Raw genomic sequence first — 23,572 nt, 5'->3', positions numbered from 1 at the left:
TGTTCGCCAGGCCGCAGTCGTCCGGGCGCGCACACCGCTGATCATGACGAAGGCCGAGTCATTGCGGGCCAGCGGCACAACCGATTCCACGACGCGCCGCGCCGAGATTTTAGGAACCGCGGCGTCGCTGATCGCGTCCTCGGGATTGCGGACGTCGCTGCAGGAAATCGCCGACGCCGCAGGCATTCTTCCCGGCAGCCTGTATCACCATTTCGAGTCCAAAGAGGCGATCCTGGTCGAGCTGATCCGGCGCTATCAGGACGATCTGGAACGGATCGGGCGGTCCGCCCAGGCGAAACTGGACGAACCAGACTCCCGTCCGGTCGCCGAACAGATCATCGAGCTCGGATCGGCGATCGCCAATTGCGCCGTCGAACATCGGGCCGCCTTGCAGATGTCGTTCTACGAGGGGCCGAGCACGGATCCGGAGCTGATCAAGCTCACGCAGCAGCGGCCCGTGGCGATTCAGGAGGCGATGCTGCAAACGCTGCGCGCCGGCCGATGGAGCGGCTACATCAAACCCGACATCGACCTGCCCACGCTGGCCGACCGGATCTGCCAAACCATGCTGCAGGTCGGCCTTGACGTCATGCGCCACAAGTCTCCGGGAGACCAGGTGGCCGGGCTGCTGTGCCGAATCATTCTGCAAGGGTTGGCAACTCGGGCGCCGACCGACGCGGCGCTGGACCGGTCGACGGCCTTCGCCGCCGCCGACGACGTCATCGCCACCTGGCCCGACGACAGCGCCGCCGACCCCAGCGACAAGGCGGCACACGTGCGCGCGGTGGCTCGAGCCGAATTCGGCCGCAGAGGATATGAAGTCACCACCATCAGGGACATCGCCTCGGCCGCCGGTCTGGGCACCGGGACCGTGTATCGGGTGATCGGATCCAAGGACGAACTCCTCGCATCGATCATGGAATCCTTCGGCAAGAAGGTGGAGGCGGGCTGGGTCAACGTGCTGCGCTCGGATGCCACCCCGATCGAAAAACTGGACGCGCTGAGCTGGGTCAACGTCAATGCGCTCGACCGGTTTTCCGACGAGTTCAGGATCCAGCTCGCCTGGATGCGCCAATCCCCGCCGGACACACCCAACCCGGGCTGGCTGTACGCCACGCGGCTGCGGCAAATGAAAACATTACTTTCCGAGGGGATCCGATCGGGGGAAATAGGCGTCGACGCGCCGTCCACCGCGATGCTGTCCCGCTGTGTCGTCGGCTTGCAGTGGATCCCGGAGAACATCCTCCGCGACGTCGGCACGCGTGCGGGGCTGGTGCACGCGCGGGACACCGTTCTGCGCGGCGTCGCCGTGCGCGGCAAGTAGATCTCGATTAATCCGCCCCGGTATTGAACCAAATAACTGTTACCCATACAGTTGAGCAGTTAGAACCGCGTTGGCATTATCCGAGAAGGGGATTTCCATGACCATTGTCGATCGGTTGCGCTACGACGGCAAGCGCGCTCTTGTTGTCGGTGGCGCGACTGGCATGGGCGCCGCCGCGGCCAAGTCAGCGGCCGAACTCGGCGCCGAAGTCATCGTGATGGACTACGCGCCCGTGGACTACAAGGTCGCCCAGTCCGTCCAGGTGGACCTGCGCGACCCCGCGTCCATCGATTCCGCCCTCGCGCAGATCGACGGCCCCATCCACGCGGTGTTCTCCGCCGCCGGCGTCGCCGACGGAACGATCGACCTGATGAAGATCAACTTCATCGGCCACCGCCACCTGATCGACCGCCTGCTGGAAAAGGACCAATTGCCCAACGGCGCGGCCATCTGCTTCATCTCCTCGGTCGCCGGCATGGGCTGGGAGAACGACCTGGACCTTATGCTGGAATTCCTGGCCACGCCGGACTTCGCGGCGGCCGAGGCGTGGTGCCAGGCGCACGAGGCCGAAGGGATCAACCACTACGGCACCAGCAAGAAGGTGATCAACACCTACGTGGCGACCCAGGGCTACCCGTTGGCGAAGAAGGGCATTCGCATCAACGCGATCTGCCCGGGCCCGACCGACACCCCGCTGGCCCAGGCCAACGCCGACCTGTGGCTGTCCTTCGCCCAGGACTACCGCGACGAGACCGGCTCCAAGGTGCACACGCCCGAGCAGATGGGCGACGTGATGGCGTTCCTCAACAGCGAGGCGGCCTGCGGCGTCAGCGGGATCACCCTGCTGGTGGACTCGGGCCACACCATGGCCTCGATGACCGGCGCCTACGCGCCGGGCAAGCCGATCATCGACATCATCATGGGCAAGGTGAAGCTCTAACTCGGCTTTTCTCCCCGCGAGAATGTAACTGCCGAGTGCCCTCCCCGGCGTTTGCGTTGGTAGTTGCAGCCTCGCGGGAAAGTAGCGTGGGGGCATGGCACGAGTCATCGTCATCGGCGGCCACGGCAAGGTCGCCCTGCACCTGGCCCGCATCCTGACCGAACGCGGCGACGAGGTGAGCTCGATCTTCCGCAACCCGGATCACGCCGACGATGTCGCCGCCACCGGCGCCAAACCGGCGGTGGCCGACATCGAGCAACTCGACACCGGCGCCCTGGCCGGCTTGCTGGCCGGGCATGACGCGGTGGTGTTCTCCGCCGGGGCCGGCGGCGGCGACCCGGCCCGGACCTATGCCGTCGACCGCGACGCGGCGATCCGGGTGATCGATGCCGCCGCGCAAGCGGGCGTCCGCCGGTTCGTGATGGTGTCCTACTTCGGCGCCGGCCCAGACCATGGTGTGCCGCAAGACGATCCGTTCTTCGCCTACGCGGCGGCCAAGGCGGCCGCGGACGCCCATCTGCGCGCCAGCGACCTGGACTGGACGGTGCTGGGCCCCGGCCGGCTCACCCTCGAGCCGGCCACCGGCCGGATCGCCGTCAGGGCGGCGCACGGCGCCGAAAATGGCTCAGTCTCGCGTGCCGACGTCGCGCTCGTCGTGGCCGCCGCGCTGGCGGACGCCTCCACCATCGGCCGCACCATCGAGTTCAACAACGGTGACGTTCCGATCGCCCAGGCACTGGCTCACTGACCCCGCCACCAGCGGAGTAAGCTGCGCTACGCAGCTGGTCTGCCGTCGCCGCACAACGTGGCGCCGGCATCGAGCGAGACATGTTAGGCATGCTTCGCAAGAGGGAACCCGGTGGGAGTCCGGGACTGTCCCGCAGCGGTATGCAGGAACGACCGCCGTCACGAGCACTGGTCTTGCGAAGTTCTCAAGGCTGGGAAGCGACGGCCATTAGGTGCACCACCCCGGTGCGCGCCTGCGAGTCCGAAGACCTGCCAGCTGTGCCGGACGCGCCGCGTCCGGCGGGCTCATCGCCTCGTGGAATGGGCGTTTGACCGTAACCGTTAACGGTGAGTGCCTGTAGAAGAATCAGGTGCGCACCCGACGGTTCGGCCTCGCGTCCGCCGGCGGTGACCAGACCGTTGATTAAAGGACGAAAAACGTGACCTCTCAACCATTCACCGCCACGGTAACCGGCTCGCCGCGCATCGGCCCGAAGCGCGAACTCAAGCGCGCCACCGAGGGCTACTGGGCCGGCCGCACCAGCCGATCGGAACTGGAGTCCGTCGCCGCGACACTGCGCCGCGACACCTGGGCGAGCCTGGCGGCCGCCGGCCTTGACTCGGTGCCGGTGAACACCTTCTCCTACTACGACCAGATGCTGGACACCGCGGTGATGCTCGACGCGCTGCCGGCCCGGGCCACGCAGGTGTCCGACGACCTCGACCGCTACTTCGCCGCCGCGCGCGGCAACAAAGACGTCGCGCCGCTGGAAATGACCAAGTGGTTCGACACCAACTACCACTACATCGTTCCCGAGATCGCACCCACCACGAAGTTCGCGCTGAACCCGGACAAGGTGCTCTCGGAGCTGAAAGAGGCGCTGGGACAGGGTATTCCCGCGCGGCCGGTCGTCATCGGGCCGGTCACCTTCCTGCTGCTCAGCAAGGGCGTCGACGGCGCGGGCGCGCCGATCGAGCGACTGGAAGAGCTCGTGCCCATCTACTCCGAGCTGCTATCGCTGCTCGCCGACAACGGTGCGCAGTGGGTGCAGCTCGACGAGCCGGCGCTGGTGACCGACGGCTCCCCCGACGCGCCGGCGCTGGCCGAGGCGGTCTACAACAAGCTGGGCGCGGTGAGCAACCGGCCGTCGATCTACGTCGCCACCTACTTCGGTGACCCGGGCGCGGCGCTGGCGGGTCTGGCCCGCACGCCCGTCGAGGCGATCGGCGTCGACCTGGTCTACGGTCCCGACACCGCCATCGCTTCTATTTTTGGGGCGCCCGGCCTAGCCGACAAGATTCTGGTGGCCGGCGTCGTCGACGGGCGCAACGTCTGGCGCACCGACCTGCAGGCCGCGCTGGGCAAGCTGGCCACCCTGCTGGGTTCGGCTGCCGGAGTTGCCGTTTCGACGTCCTGCTCGACGCTGCACGTGCCGTATTCGTTGGAGCCGGAGACCGAGCTGGACGAGGCGCTGCGCAGCTGGCTGGCCTTCGGGCAGGAGAAGGTCGCCGAGGTGGTGGCGCTGGCTCGCGCGCTGCGCGAGGGTCGCGAGGCCGTCGCCGACGAGATCGCGGCGTCGAACGCCGCGGTCGCCTCCCGCAAGAGCGACCCACGCCTGCACAACGACCGCATCCGGGCCCGCATCGACTCGATCGTGGCCGCCGGCGCGCATCGGGGTGACGCGGCCCGGCGCCGGGCCAGCCAGGACGAGCGGCTGCAGCTGCCGCCGCTGCCGACCACCACGATCGGGTCGTTCCCGCAGACCGTCCAGATCCGCAAGGCCCGCGCCGCGCTGGTCGCCGGCGAGATCGACGAGGCCGAGTACGAGAAGCGGATGAAGCAGGAGATCGCCGACGTCATCAGGTTGCAGGAGAGCCTCGGGATCGACGTGCTGGTGCACGGCGAGCCGGAGCGCAACGACATGGTGCAATACTTCGCCGAACAGCTGGAGGGCTTCTTCGCCACCAAGAACGGCTGGGTGCAGTCCTACGGCAGCCGCTGCGTGCGCCCGCCGATCCTCTACGGCGACGTGATCCGCCAGCACCCGATGACGGTGGAGTGGGCCAAGTACGCTCAGTCTCTCACCGACAAGCCGGTCAAGGGCATGCTGACGGGTCCGGTCACGATTCTGGCGTGGTCGTTCGTCCGCGACGACCAACCGCTGGCCGACACCGCCAACCAAGTGGCGCTTGCCATCCGGGACGAGACCGTGGACCTGCAGGCCGCCGGCATCGCGGTCATCCAGGTCGACGAACCGGCGCTGCGTGAGCTGCTGCCGCTGCGCCGCGCGGACCAGGACGACTACTTGCGTTGGGCCGTGGGGGCTTTCCGGTTGGCCACGTCCGGTGTCGCGGACTCCACGCAGATCCACACCCACCTGTGCTACTCGGAATTCGGTGATGTGATCGGAGCGATCGCCGATCTGGACGCCGACGTGACGTCGATCGAGGCGGCACGTTCACACATGGAGGTGCTCGACGACCTGAACTCGATCGGCTTCTCCAACAGCGTCGGCCCGGGCGTCTACGACATCCACTCGCCTCGGGTGCCGAGCACCGAGGAGATGGCCGAGTCGCTGCGCGCGGCCCTGCGGGCCGTTCCGGCCGAACGGCTCTGGGTCAACCCCGACTGTGGGTTGAAGACCCGCAACTCCGACGAGGTGAATGCGTCGCTGAAGAACATGGTCGCCGCTGCCCAGGAGGTGCGCGCGGGGGCCTAGCGTTTCGCTCGCGGGTGTAACGCCACGGCGATTTCCGGCGGGCAATGTCGCCGTGGCGTTACACCCGGGGCTACTCCGACACCACCTCGACCGGGACGTCGTCGGCCCAGGGTTGCCGGGTGACCATGTCGGCGACCCGGACGATGCCGCGCTCGAATTCACCGGTCGCCGCGTCGACCAACCGGTACGCCTGCGTCTGCTTGTGAATCGGCTGCGCGTCAAGCAGAACGACGCGGACCTCGCCCGGCTCGAAGTGGCAGCGCTGCTGCAGCGCGGCGATCAGTTGTTCGTTGTGCATGTGGCCGTCGCCGAAGTTCCAGCCGATCGCCGTGCTGCAGATCCGCTCGCCGTCGGTGAGGACGTAGTCGTCCTCGTTCTGGCCCGCCATGGCGCGGTGCGCCAACGTGAACAGCGCCCGGCCGTGAGTGTTGAAGCCGCGGAACGCATATCCCATGTACAGCGGTATCTGCGCCGCCTCTGGGCTGCCGTAGAACCGTTCGAGCTGGGCCTGCGGCATGCTGGCGATCGCCACCACGCCCCTGCCGATCTTGTCGTTGGCCGACGGTTTGATGCACCACAGGGTGGTGTCCCAGTTGCCGGCGTAGTAACGCATTCCGAGTAAAAACGAGATCTTGCGCGGAAACATGTTGCCCAGCAAGACGATTCCTGCGATGACGACAAACAGAACCGCCACCACCACCGGGTGCTTCAGGTCTTCGAGCCCGATGTGGGTGTGCGCGACGAACAAGGACAACACCCCGAAGATCATGAAGACGTTCCACTCCAGCGGCACGCCCATGGGGATCGAGACGAGGATCCCCAAGTGGAAGCACACCATGACGACGGCGGCCACCGTGACGGGCCAGCCACCGTTACAGAAGAACAACGGTAGCGGCACCAGCATCTCGATGGCGGTGCTCAGGTGCGCCAGCAACCGCGACAGGCGGCCGGGCCGCAGGTCATCCGGGAACTTTTCGAAGAAGCGCCGTTTCAGCCAGCGCGGTCGCACCAGGGGGTTGTTGGACATCATCGTGGAGATGACGAACGGAAAGTGTTTGTTGAGTTTGGATGTCGCCGCGCCCATCCAGATCACCAGGAACACCACCTTGGACCCGACGATCATGTCGGGCGCGGCGAACAGGAACGTCACCGCCATGGTCGCGTAGACCTCACCGCGCGCGGCCAGGAAGATCACCTTGTCGCGTAGACCGAGCACCGCGAGGAGCAGCAGGATCAGCACGATCTTCCATGCGGGCAGCAGGCCGACCGTCGTGCCCAATTCGGGGATCGGGCCGGTGCCGTCCGCGAACAGCGCCGCGAGCGTCAGGATAAGGAACAGCGCGTACAGGGCTACGTCGATCGGCTTGCGCTTGGTGCCCGCGGTCAGCGGCACACGGTCCGGCCACGGTGGCAGCCGGATGGTGCCGAAGCGCATCCAGTACAGAATCGAGCCCATCGGCGGGAAGAACCGGTTGTTCAGCGGGCCGAAGCCGCAGCCCAAACCGATCACCTCGAACAGCATCGTGTAGAGCACGACCTTCTCGAACACGATCGGCTCCGACCACCACGACGCGACCTGCGTGAACCCGCCGAGGCCCGCGGTGGCCGAGGCGAACAGCCACGCGCCCAGGATGTAGAGCAGGATTTTGACGACGTAGAACAGGTGCAGTGCGACCGGCGTGCCGAAGCCGACCTCGGCCCAGTGCTTGGCCATCGGGCGGATCTTGTCGCTGCGGCTGCCCTTGTTCCATTCGGCCATGTCGAGCTGCGGTAGCTCGGGCTTCAGAAATCCCATGGTTTCACAGACTAGAACGTGTTCTAGGCAGGTGGCACGCGTTGGGGCCGAACTAGGCCCGGCAAGTTTCTCACTGCGCCAGCCGCTATTTCAGGGAGTGCGCCGTCGGGGTCGGGACACCATGGACGATAAGGGCGCGGACCTGATTCTCGGCGGTACTGCCTGCGACGAACAGCATTTCGTCGCCGGCCTCGAGCACGTCGTCGGGCTGCGGCAAGATGACGCTGCCGCCACGCAGCACGGTGATCAATGCGGCGTCCTGCGGCAGCGGCAGCTCACTGATCCGCCGGCCGACGAGCGGGTTGTCCGCCGGCAGTGTCAGTTTCGACAGGCTGACCTGACCATGCGCAAGGCCCATCAGCTGCACGAGGTGGCCAACGTCGATGGCCCCTTCGACCCCGGCCACCATGGCGCGCGGTGCGGAGACCGCCACGTCGATGCCCCACGCCTCGGAGAACAGCCACTCGTTTCTCAGGTCGTTGACGCGGGCCACCACTCGGGCAACCCCGAACTCGGCCTTGGCCAGCAACGCCGCCGCGAGGTTCACTTTGTCATCGCCGGTTGCCGCGATGACAACATCGCACAGCTGCAGTCCGGACTCTTGGAGCGAAGCCAACTCACACGCGTCGGCGAGTAACCACTCCGCCTCGGGCACCGTCTGTGGTACGTAATGCTCGACGTCGCGCTCGATCAGCAACACCCGGTGGCCGGCCTCGAGTAGCTCGCGCGCGACCGAGCGACCGACCGCGCCCGCTCCGGCGATCCCGATGCGCACTATCCACTCTCCTGACGGCTGGTCAGCGTGTACCCCAGCTCGTCATTAGTGTTACTAGTGATTCCCTTGTACACAACCCGACTTCGCTGGCCTGAGCCGCGACCGAACGGCGATGAACAACATGACCTTGCAGCAGCTGTACGTGACGCTGCTGGTCGGGGGCCTCGTGCTGCTGGCCAGCATCGTCGCCACCCGGGCGGCGGCCAAAGTGGGGTTGCCCAGCCTGCTGCTGTTCCTCGCGGTCGGCGTCGCCCTCGGCGACGACGGGCTGGGGCTGGAATTCAACGACGTCCAAATCGCCAGCGACCTCGGCACGACGGCGCTGGCCGTCATCCTGGTCGAAGGCGGCCTGACGACGCGGTTCGCCGACATACGCAAACTGCTGGCACCCGCGGGCGTGCTGGCCACCCTCGGGGTGGGTATCAGCATGGTGGTCACGGCCGCGGGTGCACACCTGCTGCTCGGCATCAACTGGCAGCTCTCCTTGCTGCTCGGCGCCATCGTTTCGCCCACCGACGCTGCGGCGGTGTTCTCGGTCCTGCGTATCCTGCCGTTGCCCAGGCGGGTCGCCGGGCTCCTCGAGGCCGAGTCCGGATTCAACGACGCGCCCGCCGCCATTTTGGTGCTCATGTTCAGCACGACACCGCTGACACTCGCGCCGGGAACCGCCGCGACTGGCGTGGTGTACGAGCTGGTCGTCGGTGTTGCGGTCGGCTTGTTCAGCGGGGTGCTGGGCGCATTCGCGATGCGCCGAGCGGCGCTACCGGCCTCCGGGCTCTATCCGCTGGCGACATTTGCGCTGGGCATGGTGGCGTTCGCGGCGGCCGCCAGCGCTCACGCCAGCGGGTTCATCGCCGCATATCTGTCCGCGGTGATTTTGGCGAACTCCGGGTTGCCCCATCGCTCGGCCACCCGGTCTTTCGCGGAAGGGCTCGGCTGGCTCGCCCAGATCGGGCTGTTCGTCCTGCTCGGCCTGCTCGTGAGCCCGAGCCAATTGGGCCCCGAACTGATACCGGCAATCGTCATCGGCGCGGTGCTGCTGTTACTCGGCCGGCCGCTCTCGGTCTTGATCTCGCTGTCCCCGTTTCGGGTGCCGTGGCGCGAGCAGGTGTTCCTCTCCTGGGCCGGCTTGCGCGGCGCGGTCCCCATCGTGCTGGCAACATTTCCCATCGTCGAAGGCGTCGCGGACAGCTACCGGCTGCTCAACATCGTGTTCATTCTGGTCGTGGTCTTCACCCTGATCCAGGGACCCGGATTGAGCCTGCTGGCCCACAAGATCGGGCTGATCTCCGGTGAAGCCACTCGGGAGATCCAGGTGGAAGCGGCGCCGCTGGACGTGTTGGAGGCCGAGCTGTTGACGATGACCGTGTCGCCGCCGTCGCGGCTGCATAACGTCTCGGTGCTCGAGTTGCGGCTGCCGGACCCCGCCGTCATCACCCTGATCATCCGGAAGGGCCGCACGTTCGTCCCCCAGCCCCACACCCGTATCCAGGCCGGCGATGAACTGCTCATCGTCACCACACCCAAGACGCGGGCCTCCGCGGAACGCAGGCTCCGCGCGGTAAGCCGCCGCGGCAAACTGGCGTACTGGTTCGACGAGCACGGCGAACCGGACTGATCTGCTGCCGACACCGGCGTCCAAACCTGTTCTCGCACAAGCAGATTCGCGGAAAATCTTTCGCGCACGGTGTGGATCGACACGATTCCGCACCGTCTGCCGAGCGGGCGTGCGCCCGGCCGCGCGGGGAAATCTTTTCAACCGGTCACCGTCGGAGCCCGCTCGGTGTAGTTTGCTGCTGGGGTGGACCAGGTTGAGGAGCCAGCCATGTCTGAGGTCGATTATTGCGTGGTCGGAGCGGGATTCGCGGGATTGACGGCCGCCTTGCGGCTCCGGCAGACGGGCCGATCGGTGGCCTTGCTGGAGGCGCGCGACAGGGTCGGTGGGCGCACCTTTACCGAGACCCGCCCGGACGGGACGTGGATCGACCGCGGCGGCGCGTGGATCGGCCCGGGCCAGGACCGGATCTACGCGCTGATGAACGAGTTCGGCGTGGCGGAGTACAAGCAGCACCACGACGGCGACGCGATGATGATCGTCGGCGGCAAGAAGCACCGCTACGGCGGCACCATTCCCTGGACGATGAGCCCGTGGGCCGTCACCAACCTGGGCCTCGGTCTGCTGTCGTTCGAGAGAATGTGCAAAACGATCCCGCGCGAAGCCCCTTGGGAGGCAAAGGAAGCGGCCTCGTGGGACCGGATCAGCCTGGGCGCGTGGATCGAGAAGAACACCCTGTCCACGCCGGCTCGGGAGATGCTCGACATGGCCCTGTCCGGCCTGTACACCTCGGCGGGGTCAGAGACGTCGTTGCTGTGGGCGCTGCTGCAGACGGGATCGGCCGGCGGCCCGACCTTCGCGATCTCCGGCAGGGGCGGTTCCCAGGACGCCCGCCCGGTCGGCGGAATGGGTGCCATCTACCGACAGATCGTCGCCGAGCTCGGCGACACGGTGCACCTGTCGCAGCCGGTCCGGCAGATCGCGCAGGACGCCGACGGCGTCACCGTCAGCGCTGAGGGCATGACGCTGCGGGCGCGGCGGGTCATCGTCGCGATCCCGCTGGCGATCGCGACCTCGATCGTCTACGAGCCGGCGCTGCCGGTGGATCGGGCCTTCCTGCATCAACGCATGCCGAGCGGCGCGGTCGTCAAGATCTCGGTCGTCTACGACGAACCCTTCTGGCGTGCCGACGGGTTGTCCGGCCAGTCGGCCGCCCCGGGCTCGCCGGCGACCCTGACCATCGACGCCTGCACGGACACCGGAAACCCGGGGATCATGTGCGTCATCACCGAGGGACCCGCGGCGCGGCGGCTGGGCAGGCTCGACGAGGCCGAGCGCAAAGCGGTCGTCATCGGCGAGCTCGTTGATCGCTTCGGGAGCAAGGCGAATGATTATCGTGAATTTCACGAGCAGAACTGGACGGTCGAGCGCTATTCCGGCGGCGGCATGATCAGCCACGCCCCCACCGGCGTGCTGACCGAGTTCGGTTACACCCTGCGCGAGCCGTGTGGCCGCATCCACTGGGCCGGCACCGAGAGCTCGGCCGTCATGTGCGGGTGGATCGATGGTGCGATCCGCTCGGGCGAGCGCGCCGCGGCCGAGGTGACCGCGGCCGACACGGCGGCCGTCGCGGCCTCGCGCGTCGACTAGTCGGGCGCACCGACCGCGTTGCGGCCCAACAACTCGACGTTGGGCGCGTGCGGGACCGGGCTAACCGGCTTGCTTGGCCGGCGGCCGGTAGAAGATCACCAGCTGACCGATGGCCCCGGCCACGCCGAGCACCACCGAGATCAGCAGGCCGTGCCAGCCGTCCATCCAGTTCTTCCCGAAGACCAGGTAGTCCAGGCTGAACTTCCCGGCGCCCAGCGTGGCCACCACCACCGCGGTGACCGCCAGCACCAGGTTGTATTCCCAGCCCTCTTTGACGATGAAGAAGCCGTTGGCGCGGTGCACCGTCCAGGCCGCGACCAGCATCAAGCACACGAAGCCCGCCGCCGGGATCGGGGTGAGCAGCCCGGCGGCCAGGCCCAGGCCAGCGGCCATTTCCGTGGATGCCGCCACGGTGGCGTGGAACTTCCCGGGCTTCATGCCGATGCTCTCGAACCACCGAGCGGTGCCCGGGATGCGGCCACCGCCGAAGAACTTGTTGTAGCCATGCGCGGCCAACGTCACGCCCAACACCAGCCGCAGGATCAGTAACCCAACGTCGTATGGAGTCATAGGTGCAAACCTAGATCATGGGGTGTGGCGGGTGACAGGAACGCCGCGCAGCTAAGTCCATGGGACTGTTTATCCATGTGGGAACATAGCGGGCGTTCCGACGTTGGCCGATGCCTTTGGCCCGATGAGTAGCGACACCACCGAGGGGGTGCACCACGGCTCGCACCGCGCCAGGTAGCGGCGCCCACCCCGATGCGCCAAGCGGCCAGGGGGCTGCACCTTCCGAGCATTCCGTGGTGTTGCTCGACGGCACATCGAACTACCCGCGCGAGATGCTGGGCAACAAGGGCCACGGCATCCAGACGATGCGCCGCCACCATCTACCGGTGCCGCCCGCGTTCTGCATCACCACCGCGGTGGGTCTGCGGTATCTCGCCGATCCCGCGGCAACGATGGACGCGATCTGGGACAGCGTGCTCGACCGGATGAACTGGCTTCAGACGCAGACCTCCCGCACGTTCGGGCGGGGCCCGCATCCCCTGCTGGTCAGCGTGCGCTCGGGAGCCACCCAGTCGATGCCCGGCATGATGGACACCATCCTGGACCTCGGCATCAATGATGACGTCGAGCAGGCGCTGGCGGCGGCCGGCGATCCGGCGTTCGCCCGCGACACGCGCCGGCGATTCTGCGCGATGTACCGGCGCATCGTGGGCTGCGATGAGCAATCGGACGTGCCGTCCGACCCGTACACGCAGTTGCGTGCCGGCATCGAGGCGGTGTTCGCCTCGTGGAATTCGCCGCGCGCGCTGGCCTACCGCACCCACTACGGCTTCGGCGATCGGCACGGCACCGCCGTGGTCGTGCAGGCGATGGTGTTCGGCAACTACGGCGCCAATTCCGGTGCCGGCGCATTCATTTCACGTAACCCGATAACCGGCGACAACGAGCCGTTCGGCGAGTGGCTGCCCGGCGGACAGGGCGACGACGTGGTGTCGGGATCGGTCGACGCGGAACCGATCACCGCGTTGCGCGATGAGCAGCCAGCCGTCTACGACGAGTTGATCGCCGCCGCCGGCAGACTCGAGCGGCTGGATTCCGACGTTCAAGAGATCGAGTTCACCGTCGAAAACGGCAAGCTGTGGTTGCTGCAGACCCGGGCGGCGGAACGGTCGGCGCAGGCGGCGGTGCGCACGGCGCTGCAGCTGCGGCACGAGGGGATCATCGACGATGCGGAAACGCTGCGGCGGGTGACCCCGGCGCACGTGCAGACTGTGCTGAGGCCGGCACTTCAGCCCGAAACGCGCTTGGCAGCACCGCTTTTGGCCACGGGTCTGCCGGCATGTCCGGGTGTGGCATCCGGCACGGCGTACACCGACGTCGACGAGGCGCTGCGCGCAGCCGACCGTGGCGAGCGGGTGATCCTGGTGCGCGATCACACCCGGCCCGAAGACGTGTCCGGGATGCTGGCGGCGCAGGGCGTCGTCACCGAGGTCGGCGGTGCCGCCAGTCATGCGGCGGTGGTCAGCCGGGAATTGGGCCGAGTGGCGGTGGTGGGCTGTGGCCAGGGCGTGGCAGCATCGTTGGCGGGAAAACAGATCACCGTCGACGGCGCCGAAGGCGAAGTGCGCGAAGGCCTTTTGAGCTTGTCCGCGTGGTCGGAAGACGATTCACCGGAGCTGCGTGAGCTGGCCGACATCGCCCGACGGGTCAGCCCGCTGCGCGCCCATGTCACCGGCGACCACACGCGGCTGGACGACAACTCCGAGGCCGCCGTGCTTGCCGCCATGGACAGCGGTCATGCCGACGTGGTCTCGGCCACCCCGCTGGTCGTCATGCTGATCGCGCTGCGCTTGGCCGCCGGGGCTGCGTCATGACCGAACTGGATGTGCTGCAAGGGGTCCGGCTCAAGGGTCGGGTGAGCAGATCCGATCTGGCCGCGACGTTGGGGGTGGATCCCGCCCACATCGGCCCCATCGTCGAGGAGTTGACCGCGGCGGGCCTGCTGGCCGAGGGTGCGACGGTGCAGATCACCCGCCGCGGCAGCGACAAGCTGGCGACGCTGCTCGCCGAGGAGCGCGAGGGCATCGACGCGGACGCGATGGCCGCCGCGTACGGCGACTTTCAAGCCGTCAACACCGATTTCAAGCACCTGGTGACGGATTGGCAGCTCAAGGGCGGCCCGGGCGGCGTTCCCAATACCCACGAGGACCCCGAGTACGACGCCGCGGTGCTCGCCCGACTCGACGACGTGCACACCCGCACGGTGCCGATCGTCGAGGCCGCCGCGACCCACCTGCCGCGGCTCAACGCCTACGCGACGAAACTGGCTGCGGCACTGGATAAAGTCAAGGCCGGGGAGACGGCTTGGCTGAGCAGGCCGCTGATCGATTCCTACCACACCGTGTGGTTCGAGCTGCATGAAGAACTCATCGTCGCCGTCGGCCTGACCCGGGCAGAAGCGGCCAGGTCCGGCGACGCTCAATAGCTACAGCGCCGCGTCGAGCAGATCCACGTAGGCGTCGACATCGGGAACGGCCGACGCCGCCGAGTGCACGCTGATCGCGATGGTGTCGCCGATGCCGTGCACGCCGTGCGTCAGCCCCATCATCGGCGACAGCGCCGGATACCCGGACGTCAACACCACCGGGGCGCCGCCGAAGCTCAGGTCGGCCGCGCCCCGATAGACGCTGGACACCACGGTGTTGCCGGCGACCTGCGCCGGCCGCTCATCGAGGTCGAATTGGTCGACGCCCCAACGCAGTAGCGCGGCCGGCACCGCCGCGAAGGCGCGGTCGGCCGCACGGGTGGACGGGTGGCCGAAGCGGCGCCGCCCGTTGGCCAGGTCGACCGCGATCCGCTCGGCGCGGGCGTCGGATCTCAGCGCCGAGTACAACCCGACGACGACGTTGCCGAAGTGGTTATACGCCTGGGGCGCGCCGGGTTTGGCCATCGGCACTTCGGCACCCAACGAGTCGACGTGCCCGCCAAGCAGATTGGACAGGGCCGTCGACACCGCGTTCAGCACGCCGACCGTGACCGTCGGCCCGGGCAATCGCGAGCGGTGCCGCACCAGCGTGCGCATCGAGACAACGCCGTCCGGTCGCGCATTCGTGGCAAGCGGCGGCCGCGGGCCGGCCCCGGCGGTCAGCAGTCCCGCGCGGGTGTCGCGCACCAGCTGGCGATGGGCACGCGCCGCGACGGCGGCTCGCCAGGGCAAAAAACCCGCGCCCGGCGCCGGCACCTCGGGCACGGGGTCACGACGGCCGAAAAGCCAGGCCGCCATGGCCGCGGCACGGGCACCGTCGGCCAGCGCGTGCGCGACCTGCATCACCGCCACGGTCCCCGGGCCGGTGACGCCCGGAATGCCAGTCACGGAAGTGAAAACATGTAACCGCCAAGCCATTCGGCGGATGTCCAGTTGGTCAACGGCGAGGCCGGCGACGGCCGCCAGGCAGCAGTCCCAGCTCTGCTGGGTGAGGTCGTGGCGGACCACCTGCTCGGTCGTCACGTCGGCCGCCACCCACTGCGGGTAGCGCAGCCGGCCGCGTTCCCGCACGCGAGACGTCAGCGCCGGCTCGGCGTTGGCCCGCCGGCAGAGTTGCCCGACGGTACGCGCATAGTCGGCGGGCTCGCCGTCGAACGCGTACAGCAGGAACTCGTCGTTGGGGATTTTGGCCGACATCCAGTAGAACTGCGCATCGACGGCCGCCATTCGGCGCCCCGACCCGACTCGAGTCATGGCCTCAGCCGGGTGAGCCGATGAATGCCAGCACCCGCTCGGCGACCTTCTCGGGCTGTTCGAGCTGCAGGAAATGCCCGGCATGATCGATGATGGCCACGTCGCTTCCGGCGGGGAGCACCTTCTCCGTCCAGTGCGCGAAAGCCGGCGTCATACAGCCATCGTCGCGGCCGTGCAGATACAGGGTCGGCAGAATCGGCGCCTCGGTCCAGCGCTCGTTCAACTCCGCGTACCGCTGCGGCGGCTTGGTGTTGCGGAGCGTGGCCCGGTAGGTCCCCAGCGCCGCCCGCCAACTTTCCGGGGTCCCGATCGCGGCGTCGACGTGGCGCAGATCCTCGTCGGCCCCGCGATAGCCCGGCGACCACCGCCGCCACAGCAGCGGCAAGATCCAGCGCGCGGAACGCTCTGGCAGCAAAGGCAATTGGAAGTAGAACATGTACCAGCTGCGCAGCAGCTGACGCGGTACCTGGCGGGCCAGCCGGCCTCGCTCGCTCACCTGGCCGCGGAATGCGGCCGACACCGGCACCGACATGATCACGGCTTTGGTGAACGGGCTGTTGGGCATCGCGGCCAAACCGGTGGCCGCCAGCGCACCCCAGTCATGACCGATCACCACATCGCGGTCGGTTCCTCCCGCGGCGGCCCGCACCCGCAGGGCGTCGTCCATGATCGCCCCGACGTGATAGCTGCCGTCGTCCGGAATGGACGAGGGCGCGTATCCCCGCATAAACGGCGCGATGACCCGCCAGCCCGCCGCGGCGAGCAGTGGTGCCATCCTGCGCCAGCCGTAAGCCGTGTCGGGGAAACCGTGCAGACATATGGCAATCGGGCCGTCGGCCGGACCCCAGGTCAGCGCCTTGAGATCCCCGGGAGGACCCGGCACGTCGATCCACCGCGGCTCAGTCATCTCGCGTTGTCCGCCATCTTCACTCCTGTTCGGCGCCGTCCGCACGGACAAACCTAACCCGTGCGGCTCCAAGACGCACCGACCGGAGCGGGATGTTCTTCAGATAGCGCCTGCATCAAAGGATTTGGCGGGACACTCCGCCGAGAGCGACAGCACGAGCAGTTAGGGGACGCGACCGCCGGAGGCCTCCGCCGCTCGTTCCAGTTCGGCGATGACGATCTTGCGCATGCCATACATCGCCTTGGTGGCCGCCGCGGCCCGGGCGCGATCGGGATCGCTGATCAGTTCGTAGAGTCGGTCGGGGACGATTTGCCAGCTCAGGCCGAAGCGGTCCTTGAGCCAGCCGCATTGCGATTCCTCACCGCCGTCGGTCAACCGGTCCCAGTAGTAGTCGACCTCGTCCTGGTCCTTGCAGTGAATCGTGAACGACACCGCCTCGCTGAATTTGAAGTGCGGGCCGCCGTTGATCCCGATGAACCGGGCGCCGTCGAGCACAAAGCTGCCCGACAGGACTGTGCCGGGCTCCCCCGGTCCGGCGTCGGTGGTCCGGTTGAACCCCTCGATGTGGGAGTTCGGGAACACCTCGATGTAGAAGCTGGCTGCTTCCTCGAGGTTGTCGTCGAACCATAGCGACGGGGTGATCGATGGCATGTCCGCGGCCTCCTGGGTGACTCGTTGGGTTTGTATGACAGACCCCGGCGATCACGGAAACTCATCGCGTCGTCGACCCCCGGAAGAGTGCTTATGTGGCCTATGTAACGTCAGATCGCATGAACACCGTCAGCAGCAGCCCCGAGACGGTTGAGTTTGCCGGCGTCAAGGGCATCACCCTGGTCGCCGACGAATGGAATCGGGGCGCCGACTCCGCCGGCCGGCCGAGCATCCTGATGCTGCACGGGGGCGGCCAAAACCGGTTTTCCTGGAAGAACACCGGCCAAACGCTGGCCGATGAGGGACTGCACGTGGTGGCCCTGGACTCCCGGGGGCACGGGGACAGCGATCGCTCACCCAATGCCGACTACGAAATCGAGACGTTGACGGGCGACGTCCTGCGGGTGCTGGAGGCGATCGGGCGGCCCGTGACGATCATCGGGGCGAGCATGGGCGGGCTGACCGGCATCCTGGCCGCGCACCGGGCGGGCCCGGCGAAGGTGACCCGATTGGTGCTCGTCGACGTGGTGCCGCGATTCGAGAAGGGCGGCAGCGCCCGCATCCGAGACTTCATGTTCAGTGGCCTCGACGGTTTCGAGTCGCTGGAGCAGGCCGCCGACGCCGTCGCCGCTTATCTGCCGTACCGCAGCAAGCCACGCAGCCCCGAAGGGCTGAAGAAGAACCTGCGCCTGCGCGACGGGCGCTGGTATTGGCACTGGGACCCGGCGTTCATGACCAAGCCGGGTGACGATCCCGAACTGCGCACCGAGAGCTTCGAGCAGGCCGCCAAGAACCTGAGGATTCCCGTCCTGCTGATCCGCGGCAAGCTGTCCGACGTGGTGAGCCCCGAGGGCGTTCGGCACTTCCTGGCCACCGTGCCGCGCGCGGAGTTCGTCGAGCTGTCCAACGCCGGCCACACCGCGGCCGGCGACGACAACGATGCGTTCAGCGACGCCGTGGTGAAATTCGTCAAGCGCTAGTTCGCGGTGGCGACCCGCTTCGCCCGGCTACGCCGCCCTCGCGATCGCCACTAGCTCGACGGTGGCGACCCGCTTCGCCCGGCTACGCCGCCCTCGCGATCGCCACTAGTTCGCGGGCTTCTCCGCGTGCCCGCCGAATTGCTTGCGCATCGCCGAGAGCGCCTTGTTGGCGAAGTCATCGAGCGAACGTGACGCGAAGCGGGACTGCAACGCGGTGGTCAGCACCGGCGAGGGGACTCCCTCGTCGATCGCCGCGATGGAGGTCCAGCGGCCCTCTCCGGAGTCCGAGACGCGCCCGGAGAATTCCTTCAGCTCCGGGGATTCGTGCAGCGCGATCGCCGTCAGGTCCAGCAGCCAGGAGCCGATGACGCTGCCGCGCCGCCACACCTCGGCGACCTCGGGGATGTCGAGGTCGTACTGGTAGAACTCCGGGTTCGACAGCGGCGCCGTCTCGGCGTCACCTTCCTGGACGTGCTTGCCGATGTTGGCGTTGCGCAGGATGTTCAGCCCCTCGGCGAGGGAGGCCATCATGCCGTACTCAATACCGTTGTGCACCATCTTGACGAAGTGCCCCGCCCCCGACGGCCCGCAATGCAGGTAGCCCTGTTCCGATTGCGCGACCTCGCCGTCGCGGCCGGGTGTGCGCGGCGCCGCGTCCACGCCGGGAGCGACGGTGGCGAAGATCGGCTCGGCGCGCTCGAACGCATCCTTGTCCCCTCCGATCATCAGGCAGTAGCCACGCTCTCGGCCCCACACGCCGCCGCTGGTTCCGCAATCCAGCAGATGAATTCCCTTCTCGGACAGCGCCTTTGCGTGGTTGATGTCATCTCGGTAGTAGGAGTTCCCACCGTCGATGACGATGTCGCCGGACTCGAGTGTCTTGGCGAGCTCGCCGATCACTCCCGCGGTGATCGTCCCGGCCGGCACCATCACCCACACGACGCGGGGCGCCGCCAGCTTCTCGGCGAGCTCTTGCAGCGAGGACACCCCGGTGGTCTTGTCCTCCCCCGCCATCGCTTTCACCGCGTCGGGGTTGTGGTCGTACACCACGCATTCATGTCCGCCCGTGACCACGCGGCGGACGATGTTGGCGCCCATCCGGCCGAGGCCGATCATCCCAAGTTGCATCGTGTCTGAGTCTCCTTACTATTTGGTGGGCGTGGCGTGCGGCAGCCACGGCTCCTGCCAGGCGTGGTGACCGCGCACCAGCTTCTCCGCAGCGTCGGGTCCCCACGAGCCCTGGTCGTATTGGTGAATGCGACCCGGCTTGTCCAGCACCGGCTGCACGATTCGCCACGTCTCCTCGATTGCGTCTTCGCGGGCGAACAGCTGGCGATCTCCATTGAACGCGGCGTAGAGCAGCCGTTCGTAGGGGCGTACCGGTTCGCCGAGGTCCTCGGCGAACGACGAGTCCAGGTGAACGTCGTGCCACGAGTCGCCGACCTGGGCCGACAGCTGCAGCCGCATCCCGGGGTCGGGGTCGATGCGCAGGACGATCTGGTTGGGATCTGGTGGCCGGCGGTTGGGCAGGAACGAAAAGCCGGGCACGTGGTGCAGGAACATCCGGACTTCGGTGACCTTTTCCGGCAGTGCCTTGCCGGCGCGCAGAAAGATCGGCACTCCGGCCCAGCGCCAGTTGTCGATCTCGGTCCGCAGCGCGACGTAGGTCTCGGTGGTGGAATCCTTCTTTACTCCGGCGACGTCGGTATAACCGCGGTACTGGCCACGGACGCAGCGCTCCGGGTCCAGCGCGGGCATGGCCCGGAAAACCTCGGCCTTCTTGTCGTTCAAATCATCAGCGCCGGCACCGACCGGGGGCTCCATGGCGACCAGGGCGAGCACCTGCAGCAGATGGTTTTGCACGACGTCGCGAAGCGCGCCTACCGCGTCGTAGAACTTGCCGCGGTCCTCGATCCCGAAGTCCTCGGCCATGCTGATGTGGATTTCGGAAATGCTCTCGCGGTCCCACAGCTTGGCCAGGCCGTTGTTGGCGAACCGCAGGTATTGCAGTTCCTCGACGGGTTGTTTGCCCAAAAAGTGGTCCACCCGCAGGATTTGGTCTTCGTCGAGCACCGCACGCAGCCGGGCGTTGAGGTCGCGCGCCGATTCCAGGTCGTGGCCGAACGGCTTTTCGATCGCCACCCGCGCCCGCTCCAGCAGGCCGGCCTTCGCCAGGTTTTCCACGATCGGCGCGAACAACGCCGGCGGCATCTCCAGGTAGAACAGCGGATTGGCATCCGCGCTGATCTTCGTGGCGAGCTGCTGGTAGAGATCGGCATCGGTGACGTCGCCGTGCAGGTATGAGAGCCGGCCGGCCAGCCGGTCGAACACCGCGTCGTCGAACTTCTCGCCCGACTTTTTGATGGCATCGCGCGCCCGATCCAGCAGCTGCTCGGTCGTGATGTCGTCGCTGGCCACACCGATGATCGGGCGGTTCAGCTCGTCACGGCGTTCCAGCCGGTACAAGGCCCGGAACGTCATCTTGCGGGCCAGGTCGCCGGTGATTCCGAAAATCACCAGCAGGTCAGATGGATTACTGTCGCCGTCGGCCAAAACCGCTCCTCCCGAAAGTCACCTAATGGGCGCCCCTGAGATCACTACCCGTGGCCGGCGACTCAACCCTAGATGCTGCCCACAGGGCCGACAACCCAAGCGGACCGCAGCCTTGCAAGGATGACCGGCATGGGTGATGCGCTGCATGTCTCGGTCTACATTCTGGCCGGGGTTGCTGCGATCGAGGCGGGCGGGCTGGTCGTGCTGTGGCAGCTGCTGGCGCGCAGCCACCGGGAGCTCGACGAGCTGCGCCAGCGAAACGACGCCCGCAGCTGGTTGCTGTCGGGCGGTCGCGAAGCCGTGAAGACGGTGTGGAACACCGCGAACCTGGTGCGCAAGGGGGGCTTCGGTGCGGCTGTGCGCAGCTCGATCGAGGACCTGGCGGACTGGGCCGAAGTCGAGCGGCCCGACCTTGCCCGGGTCACCCCGGACGGCCGGGTGGTGATCCTGTTTTCCGACATCGAGGAATCCACCGCGCTCAACGAGCGGATCGGCGACCGGGCCTGGGTCAAACTGATCAGCTCACACGACAAGCTGGTCTCGGATCTGGTGCAGCGGCGGTCCGGTCACGTGGTGAAGAGTCAGGGTGACGGATTCATGATCGCCTTTGCGCGTGCCGAACAGGCGGTGCGGTGCGGCCTCGACCTGCAGCACGCGCTGCGCAGCGACGCAAAGCGCAAGCGGCACGAGGAGATTCGCGTGCGGATCGGCATACATATGGGCCGCTCGGTGCGCCGCGGCGATGATCTGTTCGGCCGCAACGTCGCCATGGCGGCGCGGGTCGCCGCACAAGCCACCGGCGGCGAGATCCTGGTGAGTCAGCCGGTGCGGGACGCGCTTTCGGGCTCCGATGACATCCGGTTCGACGGCGGCCGCGACGTCGAGCTGAAGGGTTTTTCGGGCAGCTATCGGTTGTTCGCCGTTGAGCCATCGGCCGAGCCCGATTCGGACTGAAGGCCTCCCCCGTCGTATTCGGCCAACCGCTGATGCAGCCGACCCCGGACCTCGTCCGCGGTGTATGCACGCCGCTTGCGTTGGTCGCGAGCCACCACTACGCCCCCGGCGACGACGCCGGCGGCGCCGGCCAGTCCCAGCCACTTCCACACACTGCGCATGACACCAGGCTATGCGTAGTCCCCGTCGTCGTGCGCCGGTTGTGATTGACTGGTGTGCCCGCAACGCACGGCACCGCAACGTGCGGACGGGCTCATGTTGACGACGAGATCGGCGAAAGCTGCAGCGGCGAACGGGCTTACACGAACATGCTCACCTTGCACCAAGCGCTCGAGGAAACCCGGACCGGCGACCTTTGGCTGTTTCGCGGCGGTTCGGGACCTGACCGCGCCATCCAGACCTTGACGAACAGCCCGGTGAACCACGTGGGCATGACGGTGGCCGTCGACGACTTACCGCCACTGATCTGGCACGCCGAACTCGGCGACAAACTGGTCGACCTGTGGACGGGGACGAATCACCGTGGCGTGCAACTCAACGATTTGCAGCAATCCGTCTTGCAGTGGACCGAGCGCTACCACCAACGATGCTGGCTGCGCCAGCTGACGCCGCCGGCCAACCGCGAGCAAGAGAACAAGCTGCTGCGCGTCATCGCCCGCATGGACGGCACCGCGTTTCCGACCACCGTGCGCCTGACCGGTCGGTGGCTGCGCGGCCGGCTACCGAACGCCTATGACTGGGCGCGCGGAATCCCGTTCGTGGACAAGAAGGTTCGAGAGTCGACGCAGCGGCGTAAGGAGCGCCAGCGCCTCGGTCTGGAAGCCGCCTATTGCGCGGAAACGGTGGCCATCACCTACGAGGAAATGGGTTTGATCACCACGGAGAAGTACTCCAACTGGTTCGATCCGGGCTCGTTCTGGAGCGGTGACAGTCTGCCGCTCGCACCGGGCTACGCGCTGGGCGACGAAATCGAGATCGTGGTGGACGGCGGTTAGCCGACAGCCATCTCACCCATCTCCGACCAGCCCGTGGCATCGATCGTCTGGTTGATGATCTTGGGCGTGGACTTCAGCGCCTGCGGAAGCTCTTGCATCGCCCGCTGGAAGTGATCGCTGTTGACGTGGACGCCGCCCGCATCACCGTCGCGGAACGCCTCCACCAAGACGTACTCCGCCGGGTTGTCCAGGCTGCGTGACCACTCGAACCAGAGGTTTCCGTCCTCCGCGCGAGTCGCCGCGGTGAACGCGGCGACGAGTTCGGGCCACCGGTCGGTCCACTCGGGTTTGGTTTCGAACTTGACGACGATGAAGATCATTGCGGCCCCGCCTAGATTCGCTGCTTCCGGTTCGCCCGCCGATCCCGCGGGCAGCGCCAGCCTATCCGGCCGTGGCACGGCCCCTGGTGGCACGTGGCGACGGGATTCCCGGTTAGCGATAGCAACAGCAAAGTGTGCTCACGAGTCACAAACAACCCATGAGTAAACTTTCGCCGCTGCACACACTTCCGCCACTTCGGAAAGAAGTGTCGCAGCTCACACCCGGCCGAATGCCGGTGTTATTTCACTATTTTGCCGAACCAGTGGAGGCCGTCGCCAGCCGCCGGAAAGAATAGACAAAATGGCTGGCGGTACGCCCTCTATTTGTTATGAATCCGCAATTACCGCGTCGCCGAACAAAAACAATTTAGAGCGCCGGCGGGGCATCCATCGGCGGCCCCGACGCGTCAATGAGAACGGCGGGTTCTTCCGGCGGGGGCGGTGCATCCGGCGCGGGCGGCGGAGGAGCGTCTGGCGG

21 protein-coding genes and 1 riboswitch are annotated in these 23,572 nt (G+C 67.2%); of the genes, 11 read left to right on the top strand and 10 right to left on the bottom strand.

Annotated features, from left to right (window positions below):
• The first annotated feature begins 43 nt into the window (after window positions 1-43).
• The 4 genes from A5775_RS22605 to metE all read left to right on the top strand — a co-directional run bounded on the left by A5775_RS22605 (window position 44) and on the right by metE (window position 5,710).
• Complete coding sequence (locus A5775_RS22605; RefSeq protein ID WP_067257425.1) at window positions 44-1,324, top strand: TetR/AcrR family transcriptional regulator; 1,281 nt, start codon at window positions 44-46, stop codon at window positions 1,322-1,324.
• A 97-nt stretch (window positions 1,325-1,421) separates the two neighbouring features.
• Window positions 1,422-2,264, top strand: a complete 843-nt coding sequence (locus A5775_RS22600) for an SDR family oxidoreductase (protein ID WP_067257422.1) — start codon at window positions 1,422-1,424, stop codon at window positions 2,262-2,264.
• Window positions 2,265-2,358: 94 nt separating this feature from the next.
• The gene (locus A5775_RS22595) at window positions 2,359-3,012 is read left to right on the top strand and encodes an SDR family oxidoreductase (protein WP_067257419.1); all 654 of its coding nucleotides are present in this window, start codon (window positions 2,359-2,361) and stop codon (window positions 3,010-3,012) included.
• Between the two features lie 68 nt (window positions 3,013-3,080).
• Window positions 3,081-3,283: riboswitch (cobalamin riboswitch) on the top strand.
• A gap of 147 nt (window positions 3,284-3,430) precedes the next feature.
• Window positions 3,431-5,710: a 5-methyltetrahydropteroyltriglutamate--homocysteine S-methyltransferase gene (gene metE, locus A5775_RS22590; protein WP_067257416.1), complete on the top strand. Its 2,280-nt coding sequence runs from the start codon at window positions 3,431-3,433 to the stop codon at window positions 5,708-5,710.
• Between the two features lie 70 nt (window positions 5,711-5,780).
• Here metE and A5775_RS22585 read toward each other — a convergent pair whose 3' ends face one another.
• Both A5775_RS22585 and A5775_RS22580 read right to left on the bottom strand, forming a co-directional pair.
• Window positions 5,781-7,505: a DUF3556 domain-containing protein gene (locus tag A5775_RS22585; RefSeq protein WP_067257413.1), complete on the bottom strand. Its 1,725-nt coding sequence runs from the start codon at window positions 7,503-7,505 to the stop codon at window positions 5,781-5,783.
• A gap of 85 nt (window positions 7,506-7,590) precedes the next feature.
• The gene (locus A5775_RS22580; protein WP_067257409.1) at window positions 7,591-8,280 is read right to left on the bottom strand and encodes a TrkA family potassium uptake protein; all 690 of its coding nucleotides are present in this window, start codon (window positions 8,278-8,280) and stop codon (window positions 7,591-7,593) included.
• Between the two features lie 121 nt (window positions 8,281-8,401).
• On the opposite strand from A5775_RS22580, the gene A5775_RS22575 reads away from it, so the two are divergent.
• Window positions 8,402-9,898, top strand: coding sequence for a potassium/proton antiporter (locus tag A5775_RS22575; protein WP_067257579.1), 1,497 nt, complete (start codon window positions 8,402-8,404; stop codon window positions 9,896-9,898).
• 207 nt (window positions 9,899-10,105) lie between these two features.
• Entirely contained in the window at window positions 10,106-11,485 is a 1,380-nt protein-coding gene (locus A5775_RS22570; protein ID WP_067257406.1) for an FAD-dependent oxidoreductase, read from the top strand.
• Window positions 11,486-11,545: 60 nt separating this feature from the next.
• On the opposite strand, the gene A5775_RS22565 is transcribed toward A5775_RS22570, so the two are convergent.
• Window positions 11,546-12,055, bottom strand: coding sequence for a DoxX family protein (locus A5775_RS22565; RefSeq protein WP_067257403.1), 510 nt, complete (start codon window positions 12,053-12,055; stop codon window positions 11,546-11,548).
• Between the two features lie 272 nt (window positions 12,056-12,327).
• Between A5775_RS22565 and A5775_RS22560 the strand changes: the two genes are divergently transcribed.
• Together A5775_RS22560 and A5775_RS22555 are read left to right on the top strand one after the other, a co-directional pair.
• Complete coding sequence (locus A5775_RS22560) at window positions 12,328-13,869, top strand: pyruvate, phosphate dikinase (protein WP_231995254.1); 1,542 nt, start codon at window positions 12,328-12,330, stop codon at window positions 13,867-13,869.
• A complete protein-coding gene (locus A5775_RS22555; RefSeq protein ID WP_067257397.1) occupies window positions 13,866-14,480 on the top strand; it encodes a hypothetical protein in 615 nt (204 codons plus the stop codon). The genes A5775_RS22560 and A5775_RS22555 overlap by 4 nt, the downstream gene beginning before the upstream one ends.
• On the opposite strand, the gene A5775_RS22550 is transcribed toward A5775_RS22555, so the two are convergent.
• The 3 genes from A5775_RS22550 to A5775_RS22540 form a co-directional block, all read right to left on the bottom strand.
• Window positions 14,481-15,707 (bottom strand): WS/DGAT domain-containing protein, encoded by a 1,227-nt coding sequence (locus tag A5775_RS22550; RefSeq protein WP_067257393.1) that lies wholly within the window; start codon window positions 15,705-15,707, stop codon window positions 14,481-14,483. It lies immediately after the preceding gene.
• 31 nt (window positions 15,708-15,738) lie between these two features.
• Window positions 15,739-16,641, bottom strand: coding sequence for an alpha/beta fold hydrolase (locus A5775_RS22545; protein WP_067257390.1), 903 nt, complete (start codon window positions 16,639-16,641; stop codon window positions 15,739-15,741).
• 162 nt (window positions 16,642-16,803) lie between these two features.
• A complete protein-coding gene (locus tag A5775_RS22540) occupies window positions 16,804-17,292 on the bottom strand; it encodes a VOC family protein (protein ID WP_067257387.1) in 489 nt (162 codons plus the stop codon).
• Between the two features lie 119 nt (window positions 17,293-17,411).
• Here A5775_RS22540 and A5775_RS22535 point away from each other — a divergent pair, with 119 nt between their 5' ends.
• Window positions 17,412-18,272: an alpha/beta fold hydrolase gene (locus tag A5775_RS22535; protein ID WP_067257383.1), complete on the top strand. Its 861-nt coding sequence runs from the start codon at window positions 17,412-17,414 to the stop codon at window positions 18,270-18,272.
• Between the two features lie 105 nt (window positions 18,273-18,377).
• Here the strand turns inward: A5775_RS22535 and gnd are convergent, their stop codons facing one another.
• Complete coding sequence (gene gnd, locus A5775_RS22530; RefSeq protein ID WP_067257381.1) at window positions 18,378-19,400, bottom strand: phosphogluconate dehydrogenase (NAD(+)-dependent, decarboxylating); 1,023 nt, start codon at window positions 19,398-19,400, stop codon at window positions 18,378-18,380.
• 18 nt (window positions 19,401-19,418) lie between these two features.
• Window positions 19,419-20,825: a glucose-6-phosphate dehydrogenase gene (locus A5775_RS22525; RefSeq protein ID WP_067257378.1), complete on the bottom strand. Its 1,407-nt coding sequence runs from the start codon at window positions 20,823-20,825 to the stop codon at window positions 19,419-19,421.
• Between the two features lie 120 nt (window positions 20,826-20,945).
• On the opposite strand from A5775_RS22525, the gene A5775_RS22520 reads away from it, so the two are divergent.
• Complete coding sequence (locus tag A5775_RS22520; RefSeq protein ID WP_067257375.1) at window positions 20,946-21,779, top strand: adenylate/guanylate cyclase domain-containing protein; 834 nt, start codon at window positions 20,946-20,948, stop codon at window positions 21,777-21,779.
• On the opposite strand, the gene A5775_RS25170 is transcribed toward A5775_RS22520, so the two are convergent.
• A complete protein-coding gene (locus A5775_RS25170) occupies window positions 21,731-21,940 on the bottom strand; it encodes a hypothetical protein (RefSeq protein WP_082953136.1) in 210 nt (69 codons plus the stop codon). The genes A5775_RS22520 and A5775_RS25170 overlap by 49 nt on opposite strands.
• Window positions 21,941-22,087: 147 nt before the next feature.
• Between A5775_RS25170 and A5775_RS22515 the strand changes: the two genes are divergently transcribed.
• Window positions 22,088-22,774: a guanylate cyclase gene (locus tag A5775_RS22515; RefSeq protein ID WP_067257576.1), complete on the top strand. Its 687-nt coding sequence runs from the start codon at window positions 22,088-22,090 to the stop codon at window positions 22,772-22,774.
• Here the strand turns inward: A5775_RS22515 and A5775_RS22510 are convergent.
• Complete coding sequence (locus tag A5775_RS22510; protein ID WP_067257371.1) at window positions 22,771-23,094, bottom strand: putative quinol monooxygenase; 324 nt, start codon at window positions 23,092-23,094, stop codon at window positions 22,771-22,773. The two genes, A5775_RS22515 and A5775_RS22510, sit on opposite strands and share 4 nt — an antisense overlap.
• Window positions 23,095-23,572: the final 478 nt, after the last annotated feature.

Origin of the sequence: Mycobacterium sp. 852002-10029_SCH5224772 (assembly GCF_001667315.1) — a bacterium.
Taxonomy (GTDB): domain Bacteria; phylum Actinomycetota; class Actinomycetes; order Mycobacteriales; family Mycobacteriaceae; genus Mycobacterium.
Note: the sequence above shows the minus strand (reverse complement) of the source record. Positions and strands in the feature narration are given on the sequence as shown.

What these genes read in the sequence shown, in the direction of transcription:
- A5775_RS22585 (WP_067257413.1), bottom strand. Translation starts at nt 7,505, where the DNA reads ATGGGATTTCTGAAGCCCGAGCTACCGCAGCTCGACATGGCCGAATGG.
- A5775_RS22520 (WP_067257375.1), top strand. Translation starts at nt 20,946, where the DNA reads ATGACCGGCATGGGTGATGCGCTGCATGTCTCGGTCTACATTCTGGCC.
- A5775_RS22555 (WP_067257397.1), top strand. Translation starts at nt 13,866, where the DNA reads ATGACCGAACTGGATGTGCTGCAAGGGGTCCGGCTCAAGGGTCGGGTG.
- A5775_RS22565 (WP_067257403.1), bottom strand. Translation starts at nt 12,055, where the DNA reads ATGACTCCATACGACGTTGGGTTACTGATCCTGCGGCTGGTGTTGGGC.
- A5775_RS22535 (WP_067257383.1), top strand. Translation starts at nt 17,412, where the DNA reads ATGAACACCGTCAGCAGCAGCCCCGAGACGGTTGAGTTTGCCGGCGTC.
- A5775_RS22510 (WP_067257371.1), bottom strand. Translation starts at nt 23,094, where the DNA reads ATGATCTTCATCGTCGTCAAGTTCGAAACCAAACCCGAGTGGACCGAC.
- A5775_RS25170 (WP_082953136.1), bottom strand. Translation starts at nt 21,940, where the DNA reads ATGCGCAGTGTGTGGAAGTGGCTGGGACTGGCCGGCGCCGCCGGCGTC.
- A5775_RS22550 (WP_067257393.1), bottom strand. Translation starts at nt 15,707, where the DNA reads ATGGCGGCCGTCGATGCGCAGTTCTACTGGATGTCGGCCAAAATCCCC.
- A5775_RS22600 (WP_067257422.1), top strand. Translation starts at nt 1,422, where the DNA reads ATGACCATTGTCGATCGGTTGCGCTACGACGGCAAGCGCGCTCTTGTT.
- A5775_RS22575 (WP_067257579.1), top strand. Translation starts at nt 8,402, where the DNA reads ATGACCTTGCAGCAGCTGTACGTGACGCTGCTGGTCGGGGGCCTCGTG.
- gnd (WP_067257381.1), bottom strand. Translation starts at nt 19,400, where the DNA reads ATGCAACTTGGGATGATCGGCCTCGGCCGGATGGGCGCCAACATCGTC.
- A5775_RS22570 (WP_067257406.1), top strand. Translation starts at nt 10,106, where the DNA reads ATGTCTGAGGTCGATTATTGCGTGGTCGGAGCGGGATTCGCGGGATTG.
- A5775_RS22515 (WP_067257576.1), top strand. Translation starts at nt 22,088, where the DNA reads ATGCTCACCTTGCACCAAGCGCTCGAGGAAACCCGGACCGGCGACCTT.
- A5775_RS22540 (WP_067257387.1), bottom strand. Translation starts at nt 17,292, where the DNA reads ATGCCATCGATCACCCCGTCGCTATGGTTCGACGACAACCTCGAGGAA.
- A5775_RS22605 (WP_067257425.1), top strand. Translation starts at nt 44, where the DNA reads ATGACGAAGGCCGAGTCATTGCGGGCCAGCGGCACAACCGATTCCACG.
- A5775_RS22545 (WP_067257390.1), bottom strand. Translation starts at nt 16,641, where the DNA reads ATGACTGAGCCGCGGTGGATCGACGTGCCGGGTCCTCCCGGGGATCTC.
- A5775_RS22595 (WP_067257419.1), top strand. Translation starts at nt 2,359, where the DNA reads ATGGCACGAGTCATCGTCATCGGCGGCCACGGCAAGGTCGCCCTGCAC.
- A5775_RS22560 (WP_231995254.1), top strand. Translation starts at nt 12,328, where the DNA reads ATGCTGGGCAACAAGGGCCACGGCATCCAGACGATGCGCCGCCACCAT.